General features: G+C 69.4%; 8 protein-coding genes and 3 pseudogenes. 5 read left to right on the top strand and 6 right to left on the bottom strand.

Going from position 1 to position 21,103, the window contains the following annotated elements; all coding sequences use genetic code 11:
• The first annotated feature begins 104 nt into the window (after positions 1 to 104).
• From BJF85_RS17820 to BJF85_RS17805, 4 genes are read left to right on the top strand one after another with little or no spacing between them, the layout of a single operon-like run.
• Entirely contained in the window at positions 105 to 1,124 is a 1,020-nt protein-coding gene (locus BJF85_RS17820) for a sodium:solute symporter (protein ID WP_158056983.1), read from the top strand.
• Complete coding sequence (locus BJF85_RS17815) at positions 1,121 to 3,142, top strand: hydantoinase/oxoprolinase family protein (protein ID WP_075849165.1); 2,022 nt, start codon at positions 1,121 to 1,123, stop codon at positions 3,140 to 3,142. Before BJF85_RS17820 ends, BJF85_RS17815 begins: the two co-directional genes overlap by 4 nt.
• Positions 3,139 to 4,824, top strand: a complete 1,686-nt coding sequence (locus BJF85_RS17810) for a hydantoinase B/oxoprolinase family protein (RefSeq protein ID WP_075849163.1) — start codon at positions 3,139 to 3,141, stop codon at positions 4,822 to 4,824. Before BJF85_RS17815 ends, BJF85_RS17810 begins: the two co-directional genes overlap by 4 nt.
• A 41-nt stretch (positions 4,825 to 4,865) precedes the next feature.
• Positions 4,866 to 6,014, top strand: a complete 1,149-nt coding sequence (locus BJF85_RS17805; protein ID WP_222844574.1) for an aminotransferase class III-fold pyridoxal phosphate-dependent enzyme — start codon at positions 4,866 to 4,868, stop codon at positions 6,012 to 6,014.
• A gap of 206 nt (positions 6,015 to 6,220) precedes the next feature.
• On the opposite strand, the gene BJF85_RS17800 is transcribed toward BJF85_RS17805, so the two are convergent.
• Positions 6,221 to 7,153, bottom strand: a complete 933-nt coding sequence (locus BJF85_RS17800) for an endonuclease/exonuclease/phosphatase family protein (protein ID WP_075849161.1) — start codon at positions 7,151 to 7,153, stop codon at positions 6,221 to 6,223.
• 660 nt (positions 7,154 to 7,813) lie between these two features.
• Here BJF85_RS17800 and BJF85_RS17795 point away from each other — a divergent pair.
• Positions 7,814 to 9,358 (top strand): LamG-like jellyroll fold domain-containing protein, encoded by a 1,545-nt coding sequence (locus BJF85_RS17795; RefSeq protein ID WP_255375716.1) that lies wholly within the window; start codon positions 7,814 to 7,816, stop codon positions 9,356 to 9,358.
• A 90-nt stretch (positions 9,359 to 9,448) separates the two neighbouring features.
• Here the strand turns inward: BJF85_RS17795 and BJF85_RS17790 are convergent.
• The 5 genes and pseudogenes from BJF85_RS17790 to BJF85_RS17770 all read right to left on the bottom strand — a co-directional run bounded on the left by BJF85_RS17790 (position 9,449) and on the right by BJF85_RS17770 (position 20,976).
• Positions 9,449 to 10,902 (bottom strand): annotated as a pseudogene (locus tag BJF85_RS17790) (glutamate synthase subunit beta).
• Between the two features lie 41 nt (positions 10,903 to 10,943).
• Positions 10,944 to 15,496 (bottom strand): annotated as a pseudogene (gltB, locus tag BJF85_RS17785) (glutamate synthase large subunit).
• A 424-nt stretch (positions 15,497 to 15,920) separates the two neighbouring features.
• Positions 15,921 to 16,757: a 2-keto-4-pentenoate hydratase gene (locus BJF85_RS17780; protein ID WP_075849159.1), complete on the bottom strand. Its 837-nt coding sequence runs from the start codon at positions 16,755 to 16,757 to the stop codon at positions 15,921 to 15,923.
• A 50-nt stretch (positions 16,758 to 16,807) separates the two neighbouring features.
• Positions 16,808 to 19,679 (bottom strand): annotated as a pseudogene (locus BJF85_RS17775) (FAD-binding and (Fe-S)-binding domain-containing protein).
• Positions 19,680 to 19,695: 16 nt separating this feature from the next.
• On the bottom strand, positions 19,696 to 20,976 hold the full coding sequence (locus BJF85_RS17770; RefSeq protein WP_075849157.1) for a hydroxyacid-oxoacid transhydrogenase: 1,281 nt from the start codon (positions 20,974 to 20,976) through the stop codon (positions 19,696 to 19,698).
• Positions 20,977 to 21,103 lie beyond the last annotated feature (127 nt).

The following is a 21,103-nucleotide window of genomic DNA, read 5'->3' as shown; positions in this document are numbered from 1 at the left end:
CGCTCGGCGGCCAACCCCCGACCACCTTCCGCGAGCAGTGGATCACCAACCAACCCGCACTCTCATAACCACTGGACCACCAAACGGGGCCCAGTCAGGTGCTGGTGATCACCGCAGTGGTGATCGTGTACACGTTCTTCGGCGGCCAGAAGGCCGTGTTGTACACCGACTTCACCCAAGCGGTCGCCTTCCTGCTCGCCGTGGTGGTCGTGGTTCCGCTGTCGATCAGTGCCGCGGGAGGTTGGAGCGAGATCACCGCGACCGTCGACACGGACCAGCCGGGCTTCTTCGGTGCGACCGGCGGTGTCATGGGCCTGCTCAACGCGACTGCGCTGTTCTTCGTCTGGTTCCTCGGCTACCTGGGCCATCCCGGATTTCTCACGCGGTTCTATGCCGCGCGCAGTGAGCGTGACGCCATCAAGACGGGGATAGCTGTGTCGGCGGTGTACCTGCCGTTCTGGGCGCTCATCGGATTCGCCGGTGCCGCAATGCGAAGCATGTACCCGGGTGCGGACGTCGATACCGAGACAGTGTTGGTCCAATTCGTCCTCGACCACACCCCTGCGATCATCGCGGGTGTTCTGTTCGCCGCGATCCTCGGCGCCATCCTGTCGTCTGCCGACACCTGGTTGCTCACCGCAGCATCGTCGGGTTCACACGACCTGCTGCGTCAGGTGAGTCGCCGACAATGGACCGACAGTCAGTTGTTGCGACGTACGAAGTGTCTCGTCGTGTTGCTCGGCCTCGCCGCACTGCCGTTCGGACTGTGGCGGCCCACCTACATCACCGACATGATGACGATCGCCTACACCGTCGCAGGCGCATCAGGCGGAGTGTTGATCTTGTTCAGCCTCTACTGGCGCCGCACCACGCGGCAGGCCGCGTGGTCGGGCCTGACCTTCGGAGTCGTAGCCGCGGTCGGTGGGCGCATTGCACAGCTCACGGGCGCCACGCCGGAATGGTTCGACCCGATCCTGCCGACCTTGGTCGGGACCACCCTGATCGTCGTCGTGGTGTCGCTGATGACCCCGGTCGACGCGGCAGCCACGTCCGTATTCGACCGCATACGCAGGCCCGACCCTGATTACGACCCGTCCGCTTCGAGTACGAAGGAGACCGTATGAGCGCCAGCGCCGGCGTCGACGTAGGCGGCACATTCACCGACATCACGATCGCCGACCCCGAGACGGGCAGGGTGACTGTCGCCAAGGTGCCGAGTACGGCCAATCAGGCCGATGGACTCGTCCACGGACTCCATGAAGCCGGGGTCTCGTTCGAGGAACTCGCGACACTCGTCCATGGAACGACGGTCGCCACGAACGCGATCCTCGAACGTCGTGGCGCCTCCGTGGCCCTCGTGACGACAGCGGGGTTCCGTGACGTGCTCGAGCTGCGCCGACGCGACCGTCCCCACACCTACGGACTGACGAGCAACTACACCCCGTTGACGCCGCGGGCCCACTGTTTCGAGATCACCGAGCGGATCACGTCAACGGGTGCGGTATCGACATCGATGACCGAAACCGATATCGCACGGCTGGCCGATGAACTGGCTGCCGGCGAGTTCGACGCCGTCGCCGTGTGCCTGCTCAATGCCTACGCCAACCCGGAGCACGAACGGCTCCTCGGCGACGCGCTCCGCGACCGGCTGCCCGGAACACCGGTCTCGTTGTCGCACGAGCTGGCCGCCGAAGCCGGTGAGTTCGAACGCGCTTCCACCGTCACCGTCAATGCCTATGTGCAGCCGAAGATGCGGGACTATCTCGGCAGCGTCCGTGATCAACTCCGTAGCGCGGGGTTCGGACACGAAATGCAGGTCATGCAGTCGTCCGGCGGGCTGATGCCGGTGTCGCGCGCCATTGCAGAGCCGGCGCGGACCGCGTTGTCCGGTCCAGCGGCGGGGACCGTTGCAGCAGCGGCGATCGCCAGGGAGGCCGGGTTTCCCGACGTCATCTCGGCGGACATGGGTGGCACGTCGTTCGACGTTGCACTCATCCCCGGAGGTACTCCTGCCGTGAGCACATTGACGCAATTGGACTTCGGGATCCCGTTGAAGCTGCCGATGGTCGACATTCACACGATCGGCGCCGGCGGTGGCTCGATCGCGTCCGTGGACAGGGGCGGGGTCTTGCAGGTGGGGCCGCGCAGCGCAGGCGCCATTCCGGGGCCCGCCTGTTACGGCAAGGGCGGTACCGAGCCGACGGTCACCGATGCCAACGTGGTGCTCGGTCGACTACCGAGCGGCGGTGCGCTCGGCACCGGTGGTGGGCTCAGCCTGGATTACTCCGCGGCCGAACATGCCGTCCGTGTCCATGTCGCCGACCCGTTGGGCCTGTCGACCGAGCACGCCGCACTGTCGATCGTCGCGGTGGCCAACGCGAGAATGGCGGGCGCGATCCGCACGGTGTCGGTGGACGCGGGGGCTGACCCGAGGAAGTTCGCACTCGTCGGATTCGGCGGCGCAGGACCGCTCCATGCCGTCGAACTTGCTCGGGAGATCGGCTGCGCGCAGGTCGTGCTTCCGCCACGGCCGGGGCTGGCTTGCGCTCTGGGCTGTCTCGTCGCGGATGCCCGCGTCGACTTCACGCATTCGGTGGAGGACGTCGTCGAGCACCTCGACGCGGCGACGGTCGAGAAGGTGCTCGCCGGCCACGCGCAACGGGGCACCGAGCAGTTGCGCACCGAAGGTTTGTCCGACGACGTCGTGGTGACGCACTGGGCCGAGATGAGTTACCAGAAACAACTGCACACTGTGTCCGTCGAACTCGGTGACACGGCATCCGGATGGGATGTCGACCGTCTCACGTCGGTGTTCATCGACGCCTACCGCGCGCAATACGGCGGAATGCTCCGCTCCGCCGCGGCGCGTCTGGTGAATCTGCGAACGACAGTGATCGGGCGCAGGCCAGTGCCTCCGTTGGCAATCACCGACGAGTCGGAGCGCCCGGAGCAGTACAGGCGGGTCGTGTTCGCCACGGGCGCGGTGGACACTCCGGTAGTCGGTCGATCGTCACTGCATGCAGGGGAAACCGTGAACGGTCCCTTGGTCGTCGAGCAGTCCGACACGACAATCCTCGTTCCGCCGGGAACCCGGGTGCTGGCACACGAGTCCGGATCGCTCGTGGTGGAGGTACAGGCATGAACGCGGGAACGGAGGCCACAGTGGACCCGACGACACTCGCGGTCGTGAAGGGCAGGCTCGAACAACTCGTCGACGAGATGGATACCGTGTTCGAGCGCATGGCGTTCTCCCCGGTGATCTCGGATGCGCTCGACCGTGCCAACGGTTTGTACCGGCCAGGCACCGGCAGCATGATCGTGCAGGGGGAGCGAGGTCTGCCGATCTTCGTGGGGGTCATGCAGTTCGCGGTCCGTGCCGTCGCTGATCGGATCGAGGAGCCACGGGCCGGGGATGTCTACCTGCTCAACGACCCCTACTTGGGCGGCACCCACATCATGGACGTCAAGATGGTGCGGCCGTTCTTCTACAACGGACGGTTGTTGTGTTACCTCGCGAATACAGGCCACTGGCCCGACATCGGTGGTCGCGTGCCGGGCGGGTTCGCAGCGGAGGCGTCCGATGTGTACCAGGAAGGATTGCGACTTCCTCCGGTCAAGATCGTTGACAACGACGAGGTCTGCGGCGACATCGTTGAGATTCTCAAGTTCAACAGCAGGATCCCCGAGGACATCGAGGGCGATGTCGACGCCCAGGTATCGGCCCTCGTGGCGGGGGAGCGACGCCTCGTGGAACTGATCGACGAGTACGGCGTCGACGTGATCGAACGCTGTTGGTCCGAACTCGAGGCACGGGCTGCGTGTGAGATGCGCTCGTATCTCGCCGAGTTGCCCGACGGCGACTACGAGTTCACCGAGGAGATGGACAACGACGGACTCGTCGACGAACCACTGTCCATCCGAGTGCGCGCGAGCGTTCGCGGCGACGAACTGACCATCGACTTCGCCGGCAGTTCGCCGCCGTGCCTCGGCCCGATGAACAGTGTCGAGGCCGCGACGGTGTCGTCCGCAGTCGTCGCGATCAAGCACATATTCCCCGATATCGCGCTCAACAGCGGGATGTTCGAACCGTTGGAGGTGAGGACCCCTACCGACACGTTTCTGAATGCCGCGGTGCCGCGACCGGTGTCGGGCTGTGCGGCGGAAACATCGCAGCGGATCATCACGGCCGTCATGGGTGCGTTGGCCCAAGCCGCGCCCGACCGTGTGCCCGCGGGCAGCTGTGCGACGATCAACAACCTGTCCATGGGTGGCATCGACGACTCCGGGAACCCCTACGTCATGTACGTGTTCCTCGGAGGTGGCTACGGTGGGCACCGCGAGGGTGACGGGTTGTCCAACGGATGCAGTCTGATGTCGAGCGCCCGTACCCAATCAATCGAGGTTACCGAACAGCGTTACCCGGTTCGGTTCGACCGCTACGCGCTGCGCGACGGCTCGGCCGGTGCAGGGCGTTATCGCGGGGGGTTCGGCGTCGACTACGAGTTCACCTTCACCGGCGGTACCGCCCGGGCTTCGTTGTTGGGTGACCAGTCACGCACCGCACCGCGTGGAATCGCTGGTGGACACGCCGGTAGCACGGCGTCACCGTACTTCGTCCTCGACGGCGAGGAAGTGGTGCTGCCGATGCGTTCGAAGGGCGAGAACGTCGAACTGCGGAGCGGCGACCGGGTCCGCTTGCGCACTCCGGGCGGCGGCGGATGGGGAGAGCCTTCCGAACGGCCCCCGGACGACGTCGCCGCCGACGTACATGGTGGGTACCTCACCGATGAGGAAGCCGATCGCGACTACAGGACCCGGCGATGAACGGGAGACCCTTCCCAGCCACCGCCGACCCACGACCTCTCGTGACCCACGGAGACGGTGTCTACCTGAACGCCGACGACGGAGTGCGCTACCTCGACGGAAGTTCTGGCGCCGTCGCGGCAAACCTCGGCCATGGGAACCCGCGTATCGCCGACGCGTTGGCGGAACAAGCCCGAACGGTGTCGTTCGCTCACCGGACCCAGTTCCGTTCCCGCTCCGTCGAAGAACTCGCCGAGCGTCTCGGTGAGCTGGCGCCCGGGGACCTGTCGTGGTCGCTGTTCAGTAGTAGCGGTTCGGAGGCCAACGAGCTCGCGGTACGGCTCGCGCTCGAATATGCCCGCGCGCGCGGACACGACACACGGACGCACTTCGTGTCACGAGCACTGAGTTATCACGGTTCGACCCTCGGCGCTCTGTCGTTGACCGGTCAGCCACGTCGGCGTGCCGGCGCGGAGGTCCTGCTGCACGGCTTCCCTGCGCTCCACGCCGAGGACCCATTCACGCCGACGGTGCAGACGCTGCGCGCGGAGCTGGCTACGGTCGACCCCGACCGGGTGGCGGCGGTCGTCACGGAGACGGTAGGGGGCGCATCGAGCGGCGCTCTCGTGTTCCCGGACGGGTACTACGAGACGTTGCGTGCCTGGTGCGATACCCACGACGTGCTGTGGATCGCCGATGAAGTGATGTGTGGCTTCGGCCGGACAGGCCGTTGGTTCGCGGTCGAACACACTCGGGCGGTGCCGGACCTGCTGGTACTCGGCAAGGGAATAAGCGGCGGGTACGGGCCACTTGCGGGCGTCGTGGCCACGTCGACGGTGGCGGAAACGGTGTTGCAGGAGCGGGGTTACGTCGGTTTCGGCCATACATACACGAACACGCCACTTGGCGCCGCTGTCGGCGTCGCGGTTGTCGACGAGATGGAGCGCCGCGACGTCGTCGCGAACGCGAGGAGCGCGGACGACAGCTCGGGGATGCGTTGGTGGCGATGGTGGAACGTCACGGGATCGTGTGGCAAACCCGTGGTGTGGGCTTGCTGCGGGCGCTCGAGTTCGGCGACGAGGGTGCAGGTTCACCGTGGCCCGAGCATCAGGACGTCACCCGACGGGTGGTGGCGGCGGCACACGCGGAGGGGCTTCTCCTGTATCCGGCGTTGCAAGGTTCCCGGTCCGGTGCCGGGGACGGCGTGCTGATCGCACCTCCACTGATCATCACGCCGGCCGAGATGGACGATCTCCTCGGACGTCTCGATGCAGCACTGGCTCGCGTGCACTGACCCCTTCGCAGGAGAACGTTGTCAGCGAGTGTCCCGAAACGCCAACACGGCGCCGCAGAACGCCAACACGACGTCGCAGGATGCCAACACGGCGTCGCGGAGTGCTGACACGGTGGTTCGGGGTCAGAACGTGGCGATGACGGGGCGGTGGTCGGAGGCGGGCTCGTTGCGCCGTTGACGGGGCTGGTCGCCGACGGACGTCGCGCCGATGTCGACGGTGCCGACCTCGGTGACGCGCTCGACGAGTTGGTGGCTGACGAGGATGTGGTCGATCAGCTCGGCGCGGCCGTTGTAGGTACGGGAATGCCGCTGGTCGGCGGGAATGTGTTCGGCGAGGTTCCACAGCCGTGCCCCGTCGCCCTGGTCGGCGCGGTCGAATCCGGGCGTGCCGATCTCGGAGCCGGGCGGTCCGTGCAGCAGGGACGTCGTCGCGGCGTGCTGGGTGTCGTTGAGGTCGCCGAGCACGATCAGCGCACGGTCCTGTCCGTTGCCGTCGAGCAGCGCGGTGGCGTGGGTGCGGACGGTGGCGGCCTCGGCGGCGCGGCGGTTCAGGGCGTACACGGCGTAGCGGGCGCGTTCGTCCTCGTCGCGCGGGTTGAACCGGCCGCCGGGGAAGGTCAACAACTTCGACTTCAGGTGGCAGGTCAGGAACGTGACGCCGCCGCTGTCGAGGTCGACGCTCGCCTGCAGCGCCGGTCGGCTCATCGCCTGCACGGGCTCGCCGTCGTCGGTGGTCTGCACCGGCTGGAGCTGGTCGGGGAAGTCGGTGACCTGTTCGACGTCGCCCAGCGCATGCCGGGAGCAGAACCCGACGCGGATCCCGCGGCCGTCGGGCTCGGCGAGTTCGGTGTGCCAGTCGCCGTCGAGCTTGCCGACGAGATCGGCCAGCGCCTCGGGGTCGCCGACCTCCTGCACGGCCAGGACGTCGGGGGCGATCGACGTGATCGTCTTCGCCAGGGAGTCGAGTTTCGCCTGATACTCCCGATCGGAGTCCGGGCCGCCGTCCTGTCCCGGCCGGAACAGGTTCTCCAGATTCCACGTGCCTACCGTGACCACACCGCACCTCGCCGAACCGTCGATGAGCGCTGAAAAGCGCCGTCCAGAGCTGTCCCTCGCTGTCGAGCGCCCCAGACCCTCGCCACCGCGCCGCGGGCCACGCAACAGGCGAGGCCCGGATTCGTCGACTCTTCACACCCGGGCCATCTCCGAGTCAGCGACCGACCTGCACAAACCGCCCGCCCGCTCCCAAATCCGCTCACCCGGCCGGCACAGCGAGGCACCGTTCGGGGGTGTTGTTCAGCGGTGTTCCCACCGGGCTCCATACGGCCGACATCCGGTGGCAAACCGGACGTTCGACGCTGTCGGCATGGCCTCCTCCGGTGTGTCCCGCCGTTCCGTCCTGTCCGCCGCCGTCGCCACGCCCGCGGTCGTCGGAGCCACCGGCGCGGCGGCGTCCGCCTCGCCCGCCACCGCGGCACACTCCGCAACCCCGCACGCAAACTCGCGGCACACCGCCGATTCCGACGTGCGGTTCACGCTCGCCGTCCTGCCCGACACGCAGTACCTGCTCGACGAGGGTGGTTCGGACCACGAGCCCGTCCGGGCGAGCCTGCGCTGGGCCGCCCGCGAACAACGCGCCCGGGGCATCGCGTTCCTGGCCCACCTCGCGACGTCACCGAACACGGCTCCGACGCCGAGCTGCGCGTCGCCGACGAGGTGTTCCGCACCGGCATCGACGGACAGCTGCCCTACAGCGTGCTCGCCGGAAACCACGACGTCTCCGGCGACGACCAACGCGGCGACACCCCGTACCTGCGCACGTTCGGACCGGACCGGTTCGCCGGGTCGGAGACCTACCGCGGTGCGTCCCCGGACGGCTACAACAGCGCCCACGTCGTCACCGGCGCGGGCCGCGACTGGCTCGTGCTCGCACTCGACTGGCGAGTGTCCGATGTGGGCATTCGCTGGGCGCGGCGCGTGCTCGCCGACCATCCCACCCTGCCGGCGATCCTCACCACCCACGACCTCGTGTGGGCCGACGAGTCCGGCGAGGCGACGCTGTCCGAGCACGGCCGGCACCTGTGGGACGGCCTGATCCGCGACCACGACCAGATCTTCCTCGCCATCGGCGGGCACTACTGGCCGTGCGGGCGCACCACGCTCACCAACGACGCGGGCAACGACGTCCACCTGCACATCGCCAACTACCAGGACCGCTACTACGGCGGCGCGGGCATGCTGCGGACCTACGCGTTCGACCTCGTCCGCGACTGCATCGACGTCGAGACGTTCTCGCCGTGGCTGGCCGGCAGGAAGGACCCGACACCGCTGGAGGTCGAGTCGGTCGAGCTGACCGGCGACGTCGACCGGTTCAGCGTCGAGATCGACTTCACCGAACGGTTCGCCGGCTTCGCCCCGCCCGACGCGCCGGACCCGCGGCCGGCCTCGGAGGTGCTCATCGCCGGCACCGCCGCGTACTGGCGGTTCGACGACGAAGGCTTCGAGGGCGGTGGCTTCGAGGGCGGTGGCTTCCAGGAGAGCGGCCGGGACGGCGCACCGGTGCCCGACGGCACCGTCGTCCGCGACCTGACGGGCAACGGCAACGACCTCGCCACGCAGCGACTGCACGGCGGTCCGGCCGACGTCCTCACGTGGTCGGCCGATCACCACGTCGGCGCGCCCGCCCACGCCGCACTGCGGTTCGACGGCGCCAAGGACCCCGACCGCGGCGCCGTGCTGCGCACCCGCTCGGGCGCGCCGCTGAGCACCGCGACGCTGGACGGCGGGTACACGATCGAGACGTTCTTCCGCCTGCCCGACCCGTTCGAGGGCGACCACGCGTGGATGGGCATCCTCAGCTGGGAAGGCACGGCGGGCGAGGCGGGCAAGGACGGCGGCTACTCCACCGACGACGCTGTGTGCAGCCTCAACGTCACCGGCGAACGGTTCCTGCAGTACGTCGTGTACCCGACGACGACCAACGACGACCCGACATGCTGGAGCCACGCCGTCCCGATCGGACGGTGGACGCACGTCGCGATCGTCAACGACGGCCGCCGGACGACGGTGTACGTGGACGGATCGGCCATCGCGCGCAACGCGGCCGGGCCGTCCCGCGGTATCTCGACCGTCGGCAAGCCGTTCGCCCTCGGCGGCACGCAATCCGCCGGCCGGTTCGGACAGGGCTTCTACGGCCACATCGGCGACACCCGCATCGTCACGCGGGCGCTACGGCCGAACGAGTTCCTGCTCCCGAGCTGACCCGAACGCCGACCTCGCGGGGCTGGGTGCAGAACTCGCCGGGAGCGGGGGACACGCGGGGCGGGCGACGTTGACCACCCCGCGTGGGTCTTACGTGAGCGGGCGGTCGGTGGGCGCGATCGGCGCGGGGAGCATGTCGCGGTCCGTGAGGTAGGCGTCCACGCCGGCGGCCGCGGAGCGGCCCTCGGCGATCGCCCACACGATCAGCGACTGTCCACGGCCCATGTCGCCCGCGACGAACACGTTGTCGACGCTCGTGCGGAACTCCTTGTCCCGCGCGACGTTGCCGCGCTCGTCCAGATCGACACCCAGGTCCTCGATCAGGCCCGCCTTCTCGGGACCGACGAAGCCCATCGCCAGCAGCACCAGCTGCGCGGGCAGTTCCCGCTCGGTGCCGGGCACCGGCTCGAAACCGCCGCCCTCGCCGCGCTGCACCTCGACGAGCTTGATCCCCGTCAGGTTGCCGTCGCGTCGGCGACGAACTCCTGCGTGTTCACCGAGTACAGGCGCTCACCGCCCTCCTCGTGCGCCGAGGTGACGCGGTACAGCATCGGGTACGTCGGCCACGGGTGCGCCTCCGCACGCGACTCCGGCGGCTTCGGCATGATCTCCAGCTGCGTCACCGACCGCGCACCCTGCCGGTGCGCCGTGCCGACACAGTCCGCGCCGGTGTCCCCGCCGCCGATCACCACGACGTCCTTGCCCGCCGCGTCGATCGGGGAGACGTCCAGCTCGCCGCTGGCCACCCTGTTCGCCGGCGGCAGGTACTCCATCGCCTGGTACACACCGGTGGCCTCGCGGCCGGGGGCAGGCAGATCGCGCCACGCCGTCGCACCGCCGGCCAGCACCACCGCGTCGTAGTCGGCGCGCAGCTGCTCGGCCGTGACGTCCACGCCGACGTTGACGTTCGTGCGGAACTCCGTGCCCTCGGCGCGCATCTGCTCGAGCCGCCGGTCCAGCCGGTGCTTCTCCATCTTGAACTCGGGAATGCCGTAGCGCAGCAGCCCGCCGATCGCATCGGCCCGTTCGAGCACGACCACGTCGTGACCCGCACGCGTCAGCTGCTGGGCCGCCGCCAGACCCGACGGGCCCGAACCGACGACCGCGACCTTCTTGCCGGTCTTCGTCGCCGGCTGCTGCGGCGTGACCCACCCCTCGTCCCACGCACGGTCGATGATCGCGATCTCGGTGCCCTTGATCGTCACCGGGTCGTCGTTGATGCCGAGCACACACGCCGTCTCACACGGAGCCGGGCACAACGTTCCCGTGAACTCCGGGAAGTTGTTCGTCGCGTGCAGCCGCTCGATCGCCTCCGACCAGTCGTCGCGCCACGTGAGCGTGTTCCACTCCGGGATGAGGTTGCCCAGCGGACAACCCTGGTGACAGAACGGGATGCCGCAATCCATGCAGCGACCCGCCTGCTCCCTCATCTTGGTCCGCTCGAAGTCCTCGTAGACCTCGCGCCAGTCCTTGATCCGAATGTCGACGGGACGAGACGTCGGCGTCTCCCGCTTCGTGTTCAGAAAACCCTTGGGGTCAGCCATGATCCGCCTCCCTCGTCGTGCCGGCCATCAGGTTGCGCGTCTCAGCCATGAGCCGCCTCCATGATCGCCTCGTTGACGTCCCTGCCGTCGCGCTCGGCCGCCGCGCGCGCCTGCAGGACCCGCTTGTAGTCCTTCGGCATGACCTTCGTGAACCGCGGCAGTGCGGTCTCCCAGTCGGTGAGCAGCGCGTGCGCCACCGCCGAGTCGGTCTCGGTGTAGTGCCGTTCGACGGCCTCGAGGAGCACCTCGACGTCGTCCTCGTCGAGCCCTTCCAGGTCGACCATCTCGCCGTTGACGCGGCCCTGGTCGAGGTCGAGCACGTAGGCCACACCGCCGGACATGCCCGCCGCGAAGTTGCGGCCCGTCGAGCCCAGCACCACGACCCGGCCACCGGTCATGTACTCGCAGCCGTGGTCGCCGACGCCCTCGACGACGGCCAGCGCGCCCGAGTTACGCACGCAGAACCGCTCGCCGACCTTGCCGCGCAGGAACAGTTCACCGCCGGTCGCGCCGTAACCGATGACGTTGCCCGCGATGATGTGGTCCTCGGCGACGATCGGCGCCGACTCCGGCGGGCGCACGACGATCCGGCCACCGGACAGGCCCTTGCCGACGTAGTCGTTGCCGTCTCCTGTCAGCCGCAGCGTGATGCCCTTCGGCACGAACGCGCCGAACGCCTGCCCGGCCGTGCCGGTGAACCGGATGTCGATCGTGTCGTCCGGCAGGCCCTCGCCGCCCCACTGCTTGGTCAACTCGTGGCCGAGCATCGTGCCGACGGTCCGGTTGACGTTGCGCACCGGCAGGTCCAGCGTCACGCGGTCGCCCGAGCGCAGCGCGCCCTCGGCGAGCTGGATCAGCGTGTTGTCGAGCGCGGAGTCCAGACCGTGGTCCTGCTCGACGACCTGGTGACGGGCGGCGCCCGGCTCGATGTCGGGCACCTCGAAGATCGGCGACAGGTCCAGACCCTCGGCCTTCCAGTGGTCGACCGCGTCCCGGGTGTCGAGCAGTTCGGCGTGGCCGACCGCCTCGGCGATCGAGCGGAAGCCCAGCGCCGCCAGGTACTCGCGCACCTCCTGGGCGATGAACTCGAAGAAGTTCACCACGTAGTCGGCCTTGCCGCTGAACTTCTCCCGCAGCGCGGGGTTCTGCGTCGCGACGCCGACCGGACACGTGTCCAGGTGGCACACGCGCATCATGATGCAGCCCGACACGACCAGCGGAGCGGTCGCGAACCCGAACTCCTCGGCACCCAGCAGGGCGGCGATGAGCACGTCGCGGCCGGTCTTGAGCTGACCGTCGGTCTGCACCACGATCCGGTCGCGCAGTCGGTTGGCCAGCAGCGTCTGCTGCGTCTCGGCCAGGCCGAGTTCCCACGGACCGCCCGCGTGCTTGATCGACGACAGGGGCGAGCGCCCGTGCCGCCGTCGTGCCCGGAGATCAGCACGACGTCCGCGTGCGCCTTCGACACACCCGCGGCGACCGTGCCGACACCGACCTCGGACACGAGCTTGACGTGGATCCGCGCGGCCGGGTTGGCGTTCTTCAGATCGTGGATCAGCTGCTTGAGGTCCTCGATCGAATAGATGTCGTGGTGCGGCGGCGGGGAGATCAGCCCCACGCCCGGCGTGGAGTGCCGGGTCTTGCCGATCCACGGGTACACCTTGCCGCCGGGCAGCTGGCCACCCTCACCGGGCTTGGCGCCCTGCGCCATCTTGATCTGGATGTCGTCGGCGTTGACGAGGTACTCGCTCGTCACACCGAACCGTCCACTCGCGACCTGCTTGATCGCACTGCGCCGCTCCGAGTCGTAGAGGCGCTCCGGGTCCTCACCGCCCTCACCGGTGTTGGACTTGCCCTTCAACCGGTTCATCGCGATCGCGAGGGTCTCGTGCGCCTCGGCCGAGATCGAGCCGTAGGAGATCGCGCCCGTGGCGAACCGCTTGACGATCTCCGAGACCGGTTCGACCTCCTCGATCGGCACCGGCGGCCGCACGCCCCCCTTGAAGGCGAACAGTCCGCGCAGCGTCATGAGCTCCTCGGCCTGCTCGTCGACGGCCTTCGTGTACTCCTTGAAGATCTCGTACTTGCCCGAGCGCGTGGAGTGCTGAAGTTTGAACACCGTCTGCGGGTTGAACAGGTGCGGCTCGCCCTCGCGGCGCCACTGGTAGTCGCCGCCCGTGGCCAGCTCGCGGTGGTGCGGGCGGACGTCGTCGGCCGGGAACGCGCGGCGGTGCCGCTCGGTGACCTCCTTGGCCAGCACGTCGAACCCGACCCCGCCGAGCCGCGACGTGGTGCCGGTGAAGCAGCTGTCGATGACCTCGGAACCCAGGCCGATGGCCTCGAAGATCTGCGCGCCGGTGTACGAGGCCACCGTGGACACGCCCATCTTCGACATCGTCTTGCGCACGCCCTTGCCGAGCGCCTTGATGAGGTTGGCCGTGGCCTGCTTGGCGGTGATGTCGCCGAGCCGGCCGTTCTCGGCCAGCTCCTCGACGGTGGCCATCGCCAGGTACGGGTTCACCGCGGCCGCGCCGTAGCCGATGAGCAGCGCGATGTGGTGCACCTCGCGGGCGTCGCCGGACTCGACGATCAGCCCCACCTGCGTGCGGCTCTTCTCCCGCACCAGGTGGTGGTGCACCGCGCCGGTCAGCAGCAGCGACGGGATCGCCGCGTGCTCGGCGTCGACGCCGCGGTCGGACAGCACGATGAGCCGTGCGCCGTCCGCGATCGCCTCGGACACCTCGGCGCGGATCTCGTCGAGCCGCTGCCGCAGCGCCGCTCCGCCGCCCGCGGCGTCGTACGTGCCGCGCACGGTGTAGGAGGTGAACTCGGGCAGCGTGCCGTCGTCGTTGGCGTGGACCAGCTTGGCCAGATCGTCGTTGTCGACCACCGGGAACGGCAGGACGATCTTGCGCGCGTGCTCCGGTCCGGCCTGCAGCAGGTTCGGCTCGGAGCCCAGCTGCGTGCCGAGCGCGGTGACGAGCTCCTCGCGGATCGCGTCCAACGGCGGGTTCGTCACCTGCGCGAACAGCTGCGTGAAGTAGTCGAAGATCGGCCGCTGCCCGCTGGAGAGCGTGGCGATGGGGGAGTCGTTGCCCATCGACCCGATCGGCTCCGCACCGGTGCGGGCCATCGGCTCGAGCAGCACGTCGAGCTCCTCGGCCGTGTAGCCGAACGCCTGCTGGCTGCGCACCAGCGAGGCGTGCGTCGGGACCTCACGCTCGCGCTCGGGCAGGTCGTCGAGCTTGAGCCTGCCGTCGGCGAGCCACTCGTCGTAGGGGTGCTCGGCGGCGAGCTGACCCTTGATCTCCTCGTCGTCGACGATCCGGCCCTCGGCCGTGTCGACCAGGAACATGCGGCCCGGCTCGAGCCGGCCCTTGCGCACGATCGTCGACTGGTCGAGCTCCAGCACACCGGCCTCACTGGCGAGCACGACCAGGCCGTCCTCGGTGACCCAGTAGCGGGCGGGGCGCAGGCCGTTGCGGTCCAGCACGGCGCCGATCTGCGTGCCGTCGGTGAACGAGACCAGGGCGGGCCCGTCCCACGGCTCCATCATCGTGGCGTGGAACTCGTAGAACGCGCGCCGGGCCGGGTCCATCTCGGCGTGGTTCTCCCACGCCTCCGGGATCATCATCAGCACCGCGTGCGGCAGCGAGCGGCCACCGAGGTGCAGCATCTCCAGCACCTCGTCGAACGAGGCCGAGTCGGACGCGCCCCGCGTGATCACGGGGTAGATGCGGCGCAGCGGACCCGGGATGAGGTCGGTGTCGAGCTGCGACTCGCGGGCGTCCATCCAGTTTCGGTTGCCCTTGAGGGTGTTGATCTCACCGTTGTGCGCGACGTAGCGGTACGGGTGCGCGAGCGGCCACGACGGGAACGTGTTCGTGGAGAAGCGCGAGTGGACCAGACCGATCGCGCTGACGACGCGCTCGTCGGTCAGGTCGGTGAAGAACTTGGGGACCTGCGGCTCGGTGAGCATTCCCTTGTAGACGATCGTCCGCGACGACAGGCTCGGGAAGTAGACGCCGGAGTCCTCCAGCTGGTGCTCGGCGCGCTTGCGCACGACGAACGCGGCGCGTTCGAGCTCGAGGCCGCCCGCGGCCGCAGGCTCGCCGGCGTCGCCGTCCCGCTGCGGGGCCAGGAACACCTGCGCGAAGTACGGCATGGTCTCGCGGGCGCTCGGGCCCACGTGCTCGCCGTCGACCGGCAGCTCGCGCCAGCCCAGCACGCGCAGGTGCTCCTCGGCGGCGATGCGTTCGACGGCCGACATGGCCTTGTCGCGCGCCGACTCGTCCTGGGGCAGGAACGCGGTGCCGACGGCGTAGGCGCCCGGCTCGGGCAGCTCGAAGTCGGTGACCTCGCGGTAGAAGGCGTCGGGAATCTGGATCAGGATTCCGGCGCCGTCACCGGTCTCGGTCTCGGCGCCGCGGGCTCCGCGGTGCTCGAGATTGTTCAGCGCGACCAGTGCTTTGCGCACGATCTCGTGATCCGGACGACCGGACATATCGGCGACGAAAGCGACACCACAGGCATCGTGTTCGTACTGCTCGTCGTACAGCCCGGTGTTCGGCTTGCGCGGTGCGTGGCGGGTCACGGCTTGCCGCCCTCCTTGGCTCGGCACAGCCAGGCCGGGCTGCCATCCGACCGGGGGCGATGCCCGGTCGGTTAACGGTCCGGCCTGGTGGTGCGATGGTCAGTAGGGGACTCGACGACGGAGCCCGAGTCTGTCGTCGGCGACCACACGCCGTTGTGTGGCAAGGCCAGGCTCTTGCGAGCCCGGTGCACAGGGGGCTGTGCACGGCTGGCGGTACAGGCACGCGCCGACAGCAGGGTTCGCCTGCAGGATCGGCGCGCGCTGAACGTCCCGGGGTTAACCGGTCTTATGACAGTAATGTGAAATCGCCGTTATCGGGACTTCTCAGTGGACGCGCGTGGGATACAACACTGCGGGATTGACGGCGCCCGGTCAACGGGTTCTACGCTGCGTGAGCCCCTGACCAGGGTCGATCAGTTCGAACTCACCGGTATGGACCGCGTTCAGCCTCCGGGTGACCGTCGGGGGCGAACACGGCCGTGACATCGCCGAGACCGTCCAGCTGGGCCGTGATCGTCTCGCCCTGGGCCACGGGGAACGCCTGCGTCATGGTGCCGGGGAGTACGACATGTCCGGGTTCGAGCGACAGACCCAGCGGTCCGATGGTGTTCGCCAGCCACACGAGGGCGTTCAGCGGCGAGCCGAGGACGGCGCTGCCGGTTCCGGTCGCCAGCAGCGCACCCGAGCGGTACAACGTGCAGCCCATGGCCCGCAGATCCAGCGACGACAGCAACGACGGCTTGGTGCCGAGGACGACGCCGCCGGACGAGGCGTTGTCGGCGACGGTGTCGGCGATCGAGATGCGCCAGTCCCGGATCCGCGAGTCCACGATCTCCAGCGCGGGCAGGACGAACTCGACCGCGCGCGCCGCGTCGGCCACCGTGACGCCGGGGCCGGTGAGCTGCTTGCCCAGGACGAACGCAACCTCCGGCTCGATGCGCGGTTGCAGGAACGACGTGGTGATCGGCCGGTGCTCGAGGTGGAACATGCCGCTGGTGAGGTGGCCGAAATCGGGCTGGTTCACGCCCATCTGCTGCTGCATCGCCGGCGAGGACAGGCCCACCTTGTGCCCCTTGACGATCTCGCCCGCCGCGACCCAGCCGTCCACCTGTTCCTGCTGGATCCGGTAGGCGTCGACGATCGTCAGGTCCGGGTGGTCGGCGATGAGCGGGTCGACCGGCGTGCGCGTCTCGTATGCCTGCTGCAGGCGTTTCGCTAGGTCCGTCACGGTGGCGGCGTCGATGCCGGCAGGGGTCTCCATGGCCTCACGGTCGTGGGATGCGCGCGAACCGGGCAACCGTGGCGTTCCGGTCACCGGGACGACCGGCGGGCCAGTGCCCGGTCGAGCACCTCGGCCAGGTGCAGCGCCCGGCGTTCGGTGAGGTCGGCGATCTGCGTGCGGCAACTGAACCCGTCTGCGAGCACGAGCGTGTCCGGGTCGGCGCCGTCGACCTCCGGGACCAGGACGCGCTCGGCGGCGGCGACGGACACCTCGTAGTGGCCCTCCTCCATGCCGAAGTTGCCGGCCAGTCCGCAGCAGCCCGAGTCGAGCGTGCGGCCCTCGACGCCCGCCTTCGCCAGGATCCGTTCGTCGGCGGCGTTGCCGACGACGGCGTGCTGGTGGCAGTGCTGCTGCGTGATGGCCTGTGTGGGCCCGTCGGCGTCGAGGTCGGGGAACTCGACATCCGGTGCGTACCGTTCGAGGAACTCCGCCAGCGTCAGCGCCGTGATCTCGCCGGACTTGCCGATCTCCTCGGGGCCCAGCAGGTCGTGGATGTCGTGCCGCAGCACGGCCAGGCAGCTGGGTTCGAGCGCGACGATCGGCGTGCCGGCGGCGATCTCCGGTGCCAGCACCTTCAGCGTCCGGCGCAGCACCCGGCGCGCGACGCCGAGCTGGCCGGTCGAGATCCACGTCAGTCCGCAACAGACCGACGAACGCGGGAGCACGACGTCGAATCCGGCGTGTTCCAGCACGCGCGCGGCGGCGAGGCCGACGTCGGGGGAGAAGTGGTCGGTGAACGTGTCCGGCCACAGCACCACGCGCGGCCGCGTGAACGTGCGCGGGATGCCCTCGGACAGGCTGCGCAGGCGTTTACGCAGGGTGCGCCGCGCGAACCGGGGGAGCGAGCGCTGCTGCGCGATGCCGCCGAGGCGGGTCAGCACGTTCGACAGCCGCTGCGAGTCGAACACCGCGTTGGCGACCCGCGGCACGGTGGCGGCGATGCGCGACCACAGGGGCAGGAAACCGAGGGCGTAGTGCGCGGCCGGCCGCAGCGCCCGCGGTAGTGCTGGTGCAGGAACTCGGCCTTGTACGAGGCCATGTCCACATGCACCGGACAGTCGGACAGACATCCCTTGCATGCCAGGCAGAGGTCGAGTGCGTCGCGGACCTCGGTGGAGCGCCAGCCGTCGGTGACCGTCTCGCCGCGCATCATCTCCGACAGCAGCCGCGCGCGGCCGCGGGTGGAGTGTTCCTCCTTGCCCGTGGCCATGTAGCTGGGGCACATGACGCCGGTGGAGGTGTCGATGCACTTGCCGACCCCGACGCAGCGCCGCGTGGCCACGGCCAGCGAGCCGCCGTCGTGCGGATAGCGCAGCGTCAGCGGAAGCTCGCGGACGGGCCCGTCGAAGCGCAGGTCGGCGTCCATCGCGCGCGGGCGCACGAGCACGCCGGGGTTGAGCAGGTCGTCGGGGTCCCAGATCGCCTTGAAGGCCTCGAACAGACGCAGGATCTCCGGGGAGTACATGCGCGGCAGCAGTTCCGCGCGCGCCTGCCCGTCGCCGTGTTCGCCGGACAACGATCCGCCGTGGGCGACGACGAGGTCGGCGGCGTCCTCCATAAACGCGCGGAATCGGGCGCGGCCGTCCTCGGTGGTGAGTTCGAAGTCGATGCGCACGTGGACGCAGCCCTCACCGAAATGTCCGTACGGGATGCCCCGCAGGCCGTGGTCGAGGAGGAGGGCGCGGAACTCGCGCAGGTAGGCGCCGAGCCGTTCCGGCGGCACGGCGGCGTCCTCCCAGCCGGGCCAGGCCTCGGTGCTGCCGTCGGCCGTGGGGATGCGGGTGGCGATACCGGAGGCCGCCTCACGGATACCCCACAGCTGTTTCTGGTCGCGGGGGTCGGCGGCGATGGACGTGGCGGCGCCGGTGCGGTCGGCGAGGACGGCGGCGACGCGTTCGGCGTTGGCGTGCGCGTCGGCCGGGTCGTCGCCGCCGATCTCGATGAACAGCCAGCCGCCGCCGTCGGGGAGCCGGTCGAGCGCGGCGGGCCGGCGGCCACGCACGAGCAGGGCGTCGATCATGTCGGCGCCCATGCCCTCGAGGGTGAGCGGCCGGAGCGGCAGGACGTGCGGGACGGCGTCGGCGGCGGCGACGTCATCGGCGTAGCCGGCGACGAGGAGCACGCGCACCGCGGGGGCGGGCACGAGCCGGACGGTGGCTTCGGTGATGAGGGCGCAGGTGCCTCGGTGCCGACGAGGGCGCGGGCGAGGTCGAAACCGTTCTCGGGCAGGAGCCGGTCGAGGGCGTAGCCCGACACGCGCCGGGGCAGGGCGGGGAATCCCTGGCGGATGGTGGCGAGATTGTCGTCGACGAGTCGGCGCAGCGCACGGGTGTGCGCGTTGTCCGGGGTGCTGTCGGGATTGTCGCTGTCGACGGTCATGGCGGTGCCGTCGGCGGTGAGGATGTCGAGTGCGACCACGTTGTGTGTGGTGCGGCCCCAGGCGACGGAGTGCGAACCGCAGGAGTCGTTGCCGATCATGCCGCCGAGGGTGCAGCGGCTGTGGGTGGACGGGTCCGGTCCGAAGGTGAGGCCGTGGCGGGACGCCTCGGCGCGCAGGGTGTCGAGGACGACGCCCGGCTGGACGCGGGCGGTGCGGCCGTCGGGATCGATGTCGAGGATGCGGTTCATGTACCGCGTGTGGTCGAGCACGACGCCGGGTCCGACGGCCTGGCCGGCGATGCTGGTGCCGGCACCGCGCGCGGTGACCGGCACCCGGTGGTCGCGGCACACGCGGAGGACGGCGGCGAGGTCGTCGGCGTCGCGGGGGAACACGACGGCACGAGGCGCGTGCCGATAGTTGGACGCGTCCATGCTGAACACGGCGCGCGCGGTGGGGCCTGCCTCGACGTCGCCGCTGACGGAGGCCCGGAGATCACTGACGAGATCACTCACGGGCCCCACCGTAGGCGGTCGGTGCTCACCAGTTCTCGAGCGACTCGGTGAGGACGGCTTCGATGTCCTCCTCCGTCGCGGTGCGGGGTGTGACGGCGAGGAGGCGTTGTTGCTGCATGGTCCCCTCGACGAGCGGGCGGACGTCGTGGGCGGTGTACCCGACGCCGGACAGGCCGTTGGGGATGCCGATGTCGCGCATCAGTGAGGTGAGGACCTGGGGGAGGCGTTCGCGTTCGTCGCGGGTGGTGTCGGCGCCGCGAGGGTCGAGGATGTCGGCGGCGTGGAGGTGTTTGCCGGGGTCGGTGGGGAAGGTGAAGCGGAATGCCGCGGGTGCGGTGAGGGATACGGATTCGCCGTGGGGGACGAGTGCGACGTCCTGGGGATAGTTGCCGGGTCGGTACTCGCGGACGCGACCGGCGATGGGATAGGCGCAGGCGTGGGGAATGTGGACGCCGGCGTTGCCGAACCCCATGCCGGCGAAGGTCGCGGCGAGCATCATGTCGGTGCGGGCCTCGAGATCGCCGCCGTTGAGGACGGCCTTGCGGAACGACCGGGCGAGCAGGGTCAGGGCCTGTTCGGTCCACGCGTCGGAGATCGGGTTGGACCCGTTGTAGGCGACGCGGGTCTCGGGCGTGTGCCGGGCGAAGGAGTGGAAGGGCCGCGCGGTGTAGGACTCGAGCGCGTGGCACAGGACGTCCATGCCGCTGGCCGCGGTCACCTCGGGCGGCATCGACAGCGTGAGGAGCGGGTCGATCACGGCGAGGTCGGGGCGCAGGTACGGGTGGCTGATGCCGGACTTGACCTGGAGCTCGAGGAAGTCCATGACGCACACCGGAGTGGTTTCGGACCCGGTGCCGGCGGTGGTGGGGACGGCGACGAGCGGTTTGAGCGGTGCGGGCGGGGCGAGGCCTTCGCCGATGGGCTTGTTGACGTAGTCGTAGAGGTCGGCGGGGTGGGTCGTGTAGAGGTTGACGGCCTTGGCGGTGTCGATGGCGGAGCCGCCGCCGACGCCGATGAAGCCGTCCCAGGTGGATTCGCCGGCGTAGGCGATCGCGTCGCGGATGCTGTCGTCGGTGGGTTCGACGTGGACGCGGTCGAAGATGTCGACGGTGAGGCCGCCGGCCTTGGCGGCGTCGGCGACGCGGGAGGGCAACCCGGTGGCGGCGACGCCGGGGTCGGTGATGATGAGTACACGTTGTGCGCCGAGTTTGGCCAGGTCCCAGCCGATCTCGTCGACCGCGCCCGCGCCGAACTTCAGCGGCGTGGCGCCCCAGGTGAACACGGTCTCGTTCAGGTACTCGGTCATGTGCGGCGAGCCTCCGTTACGTCGCGCCCCGTTGCGGACGATTCGAGCCTGGCATTGTCGCGAGCCCTGGATCAACACCCGTCCGGCCCCAACACAGCGACGTGGGGTGCCAACACGGCGACGTGAA

It is taken from the genome of Saccharomonospora sp. CUA-673, from assembly GCF_001942305.1.
Taxonomy (GTDB): Bacteria; Actinomycetota; Actinomycetes; order Mycobacteriales; family Pseudonocardiaceae; genus Prauserella.
This window is presented reverse-complemented; position numbering and strand designations above follow the sequence as displayed.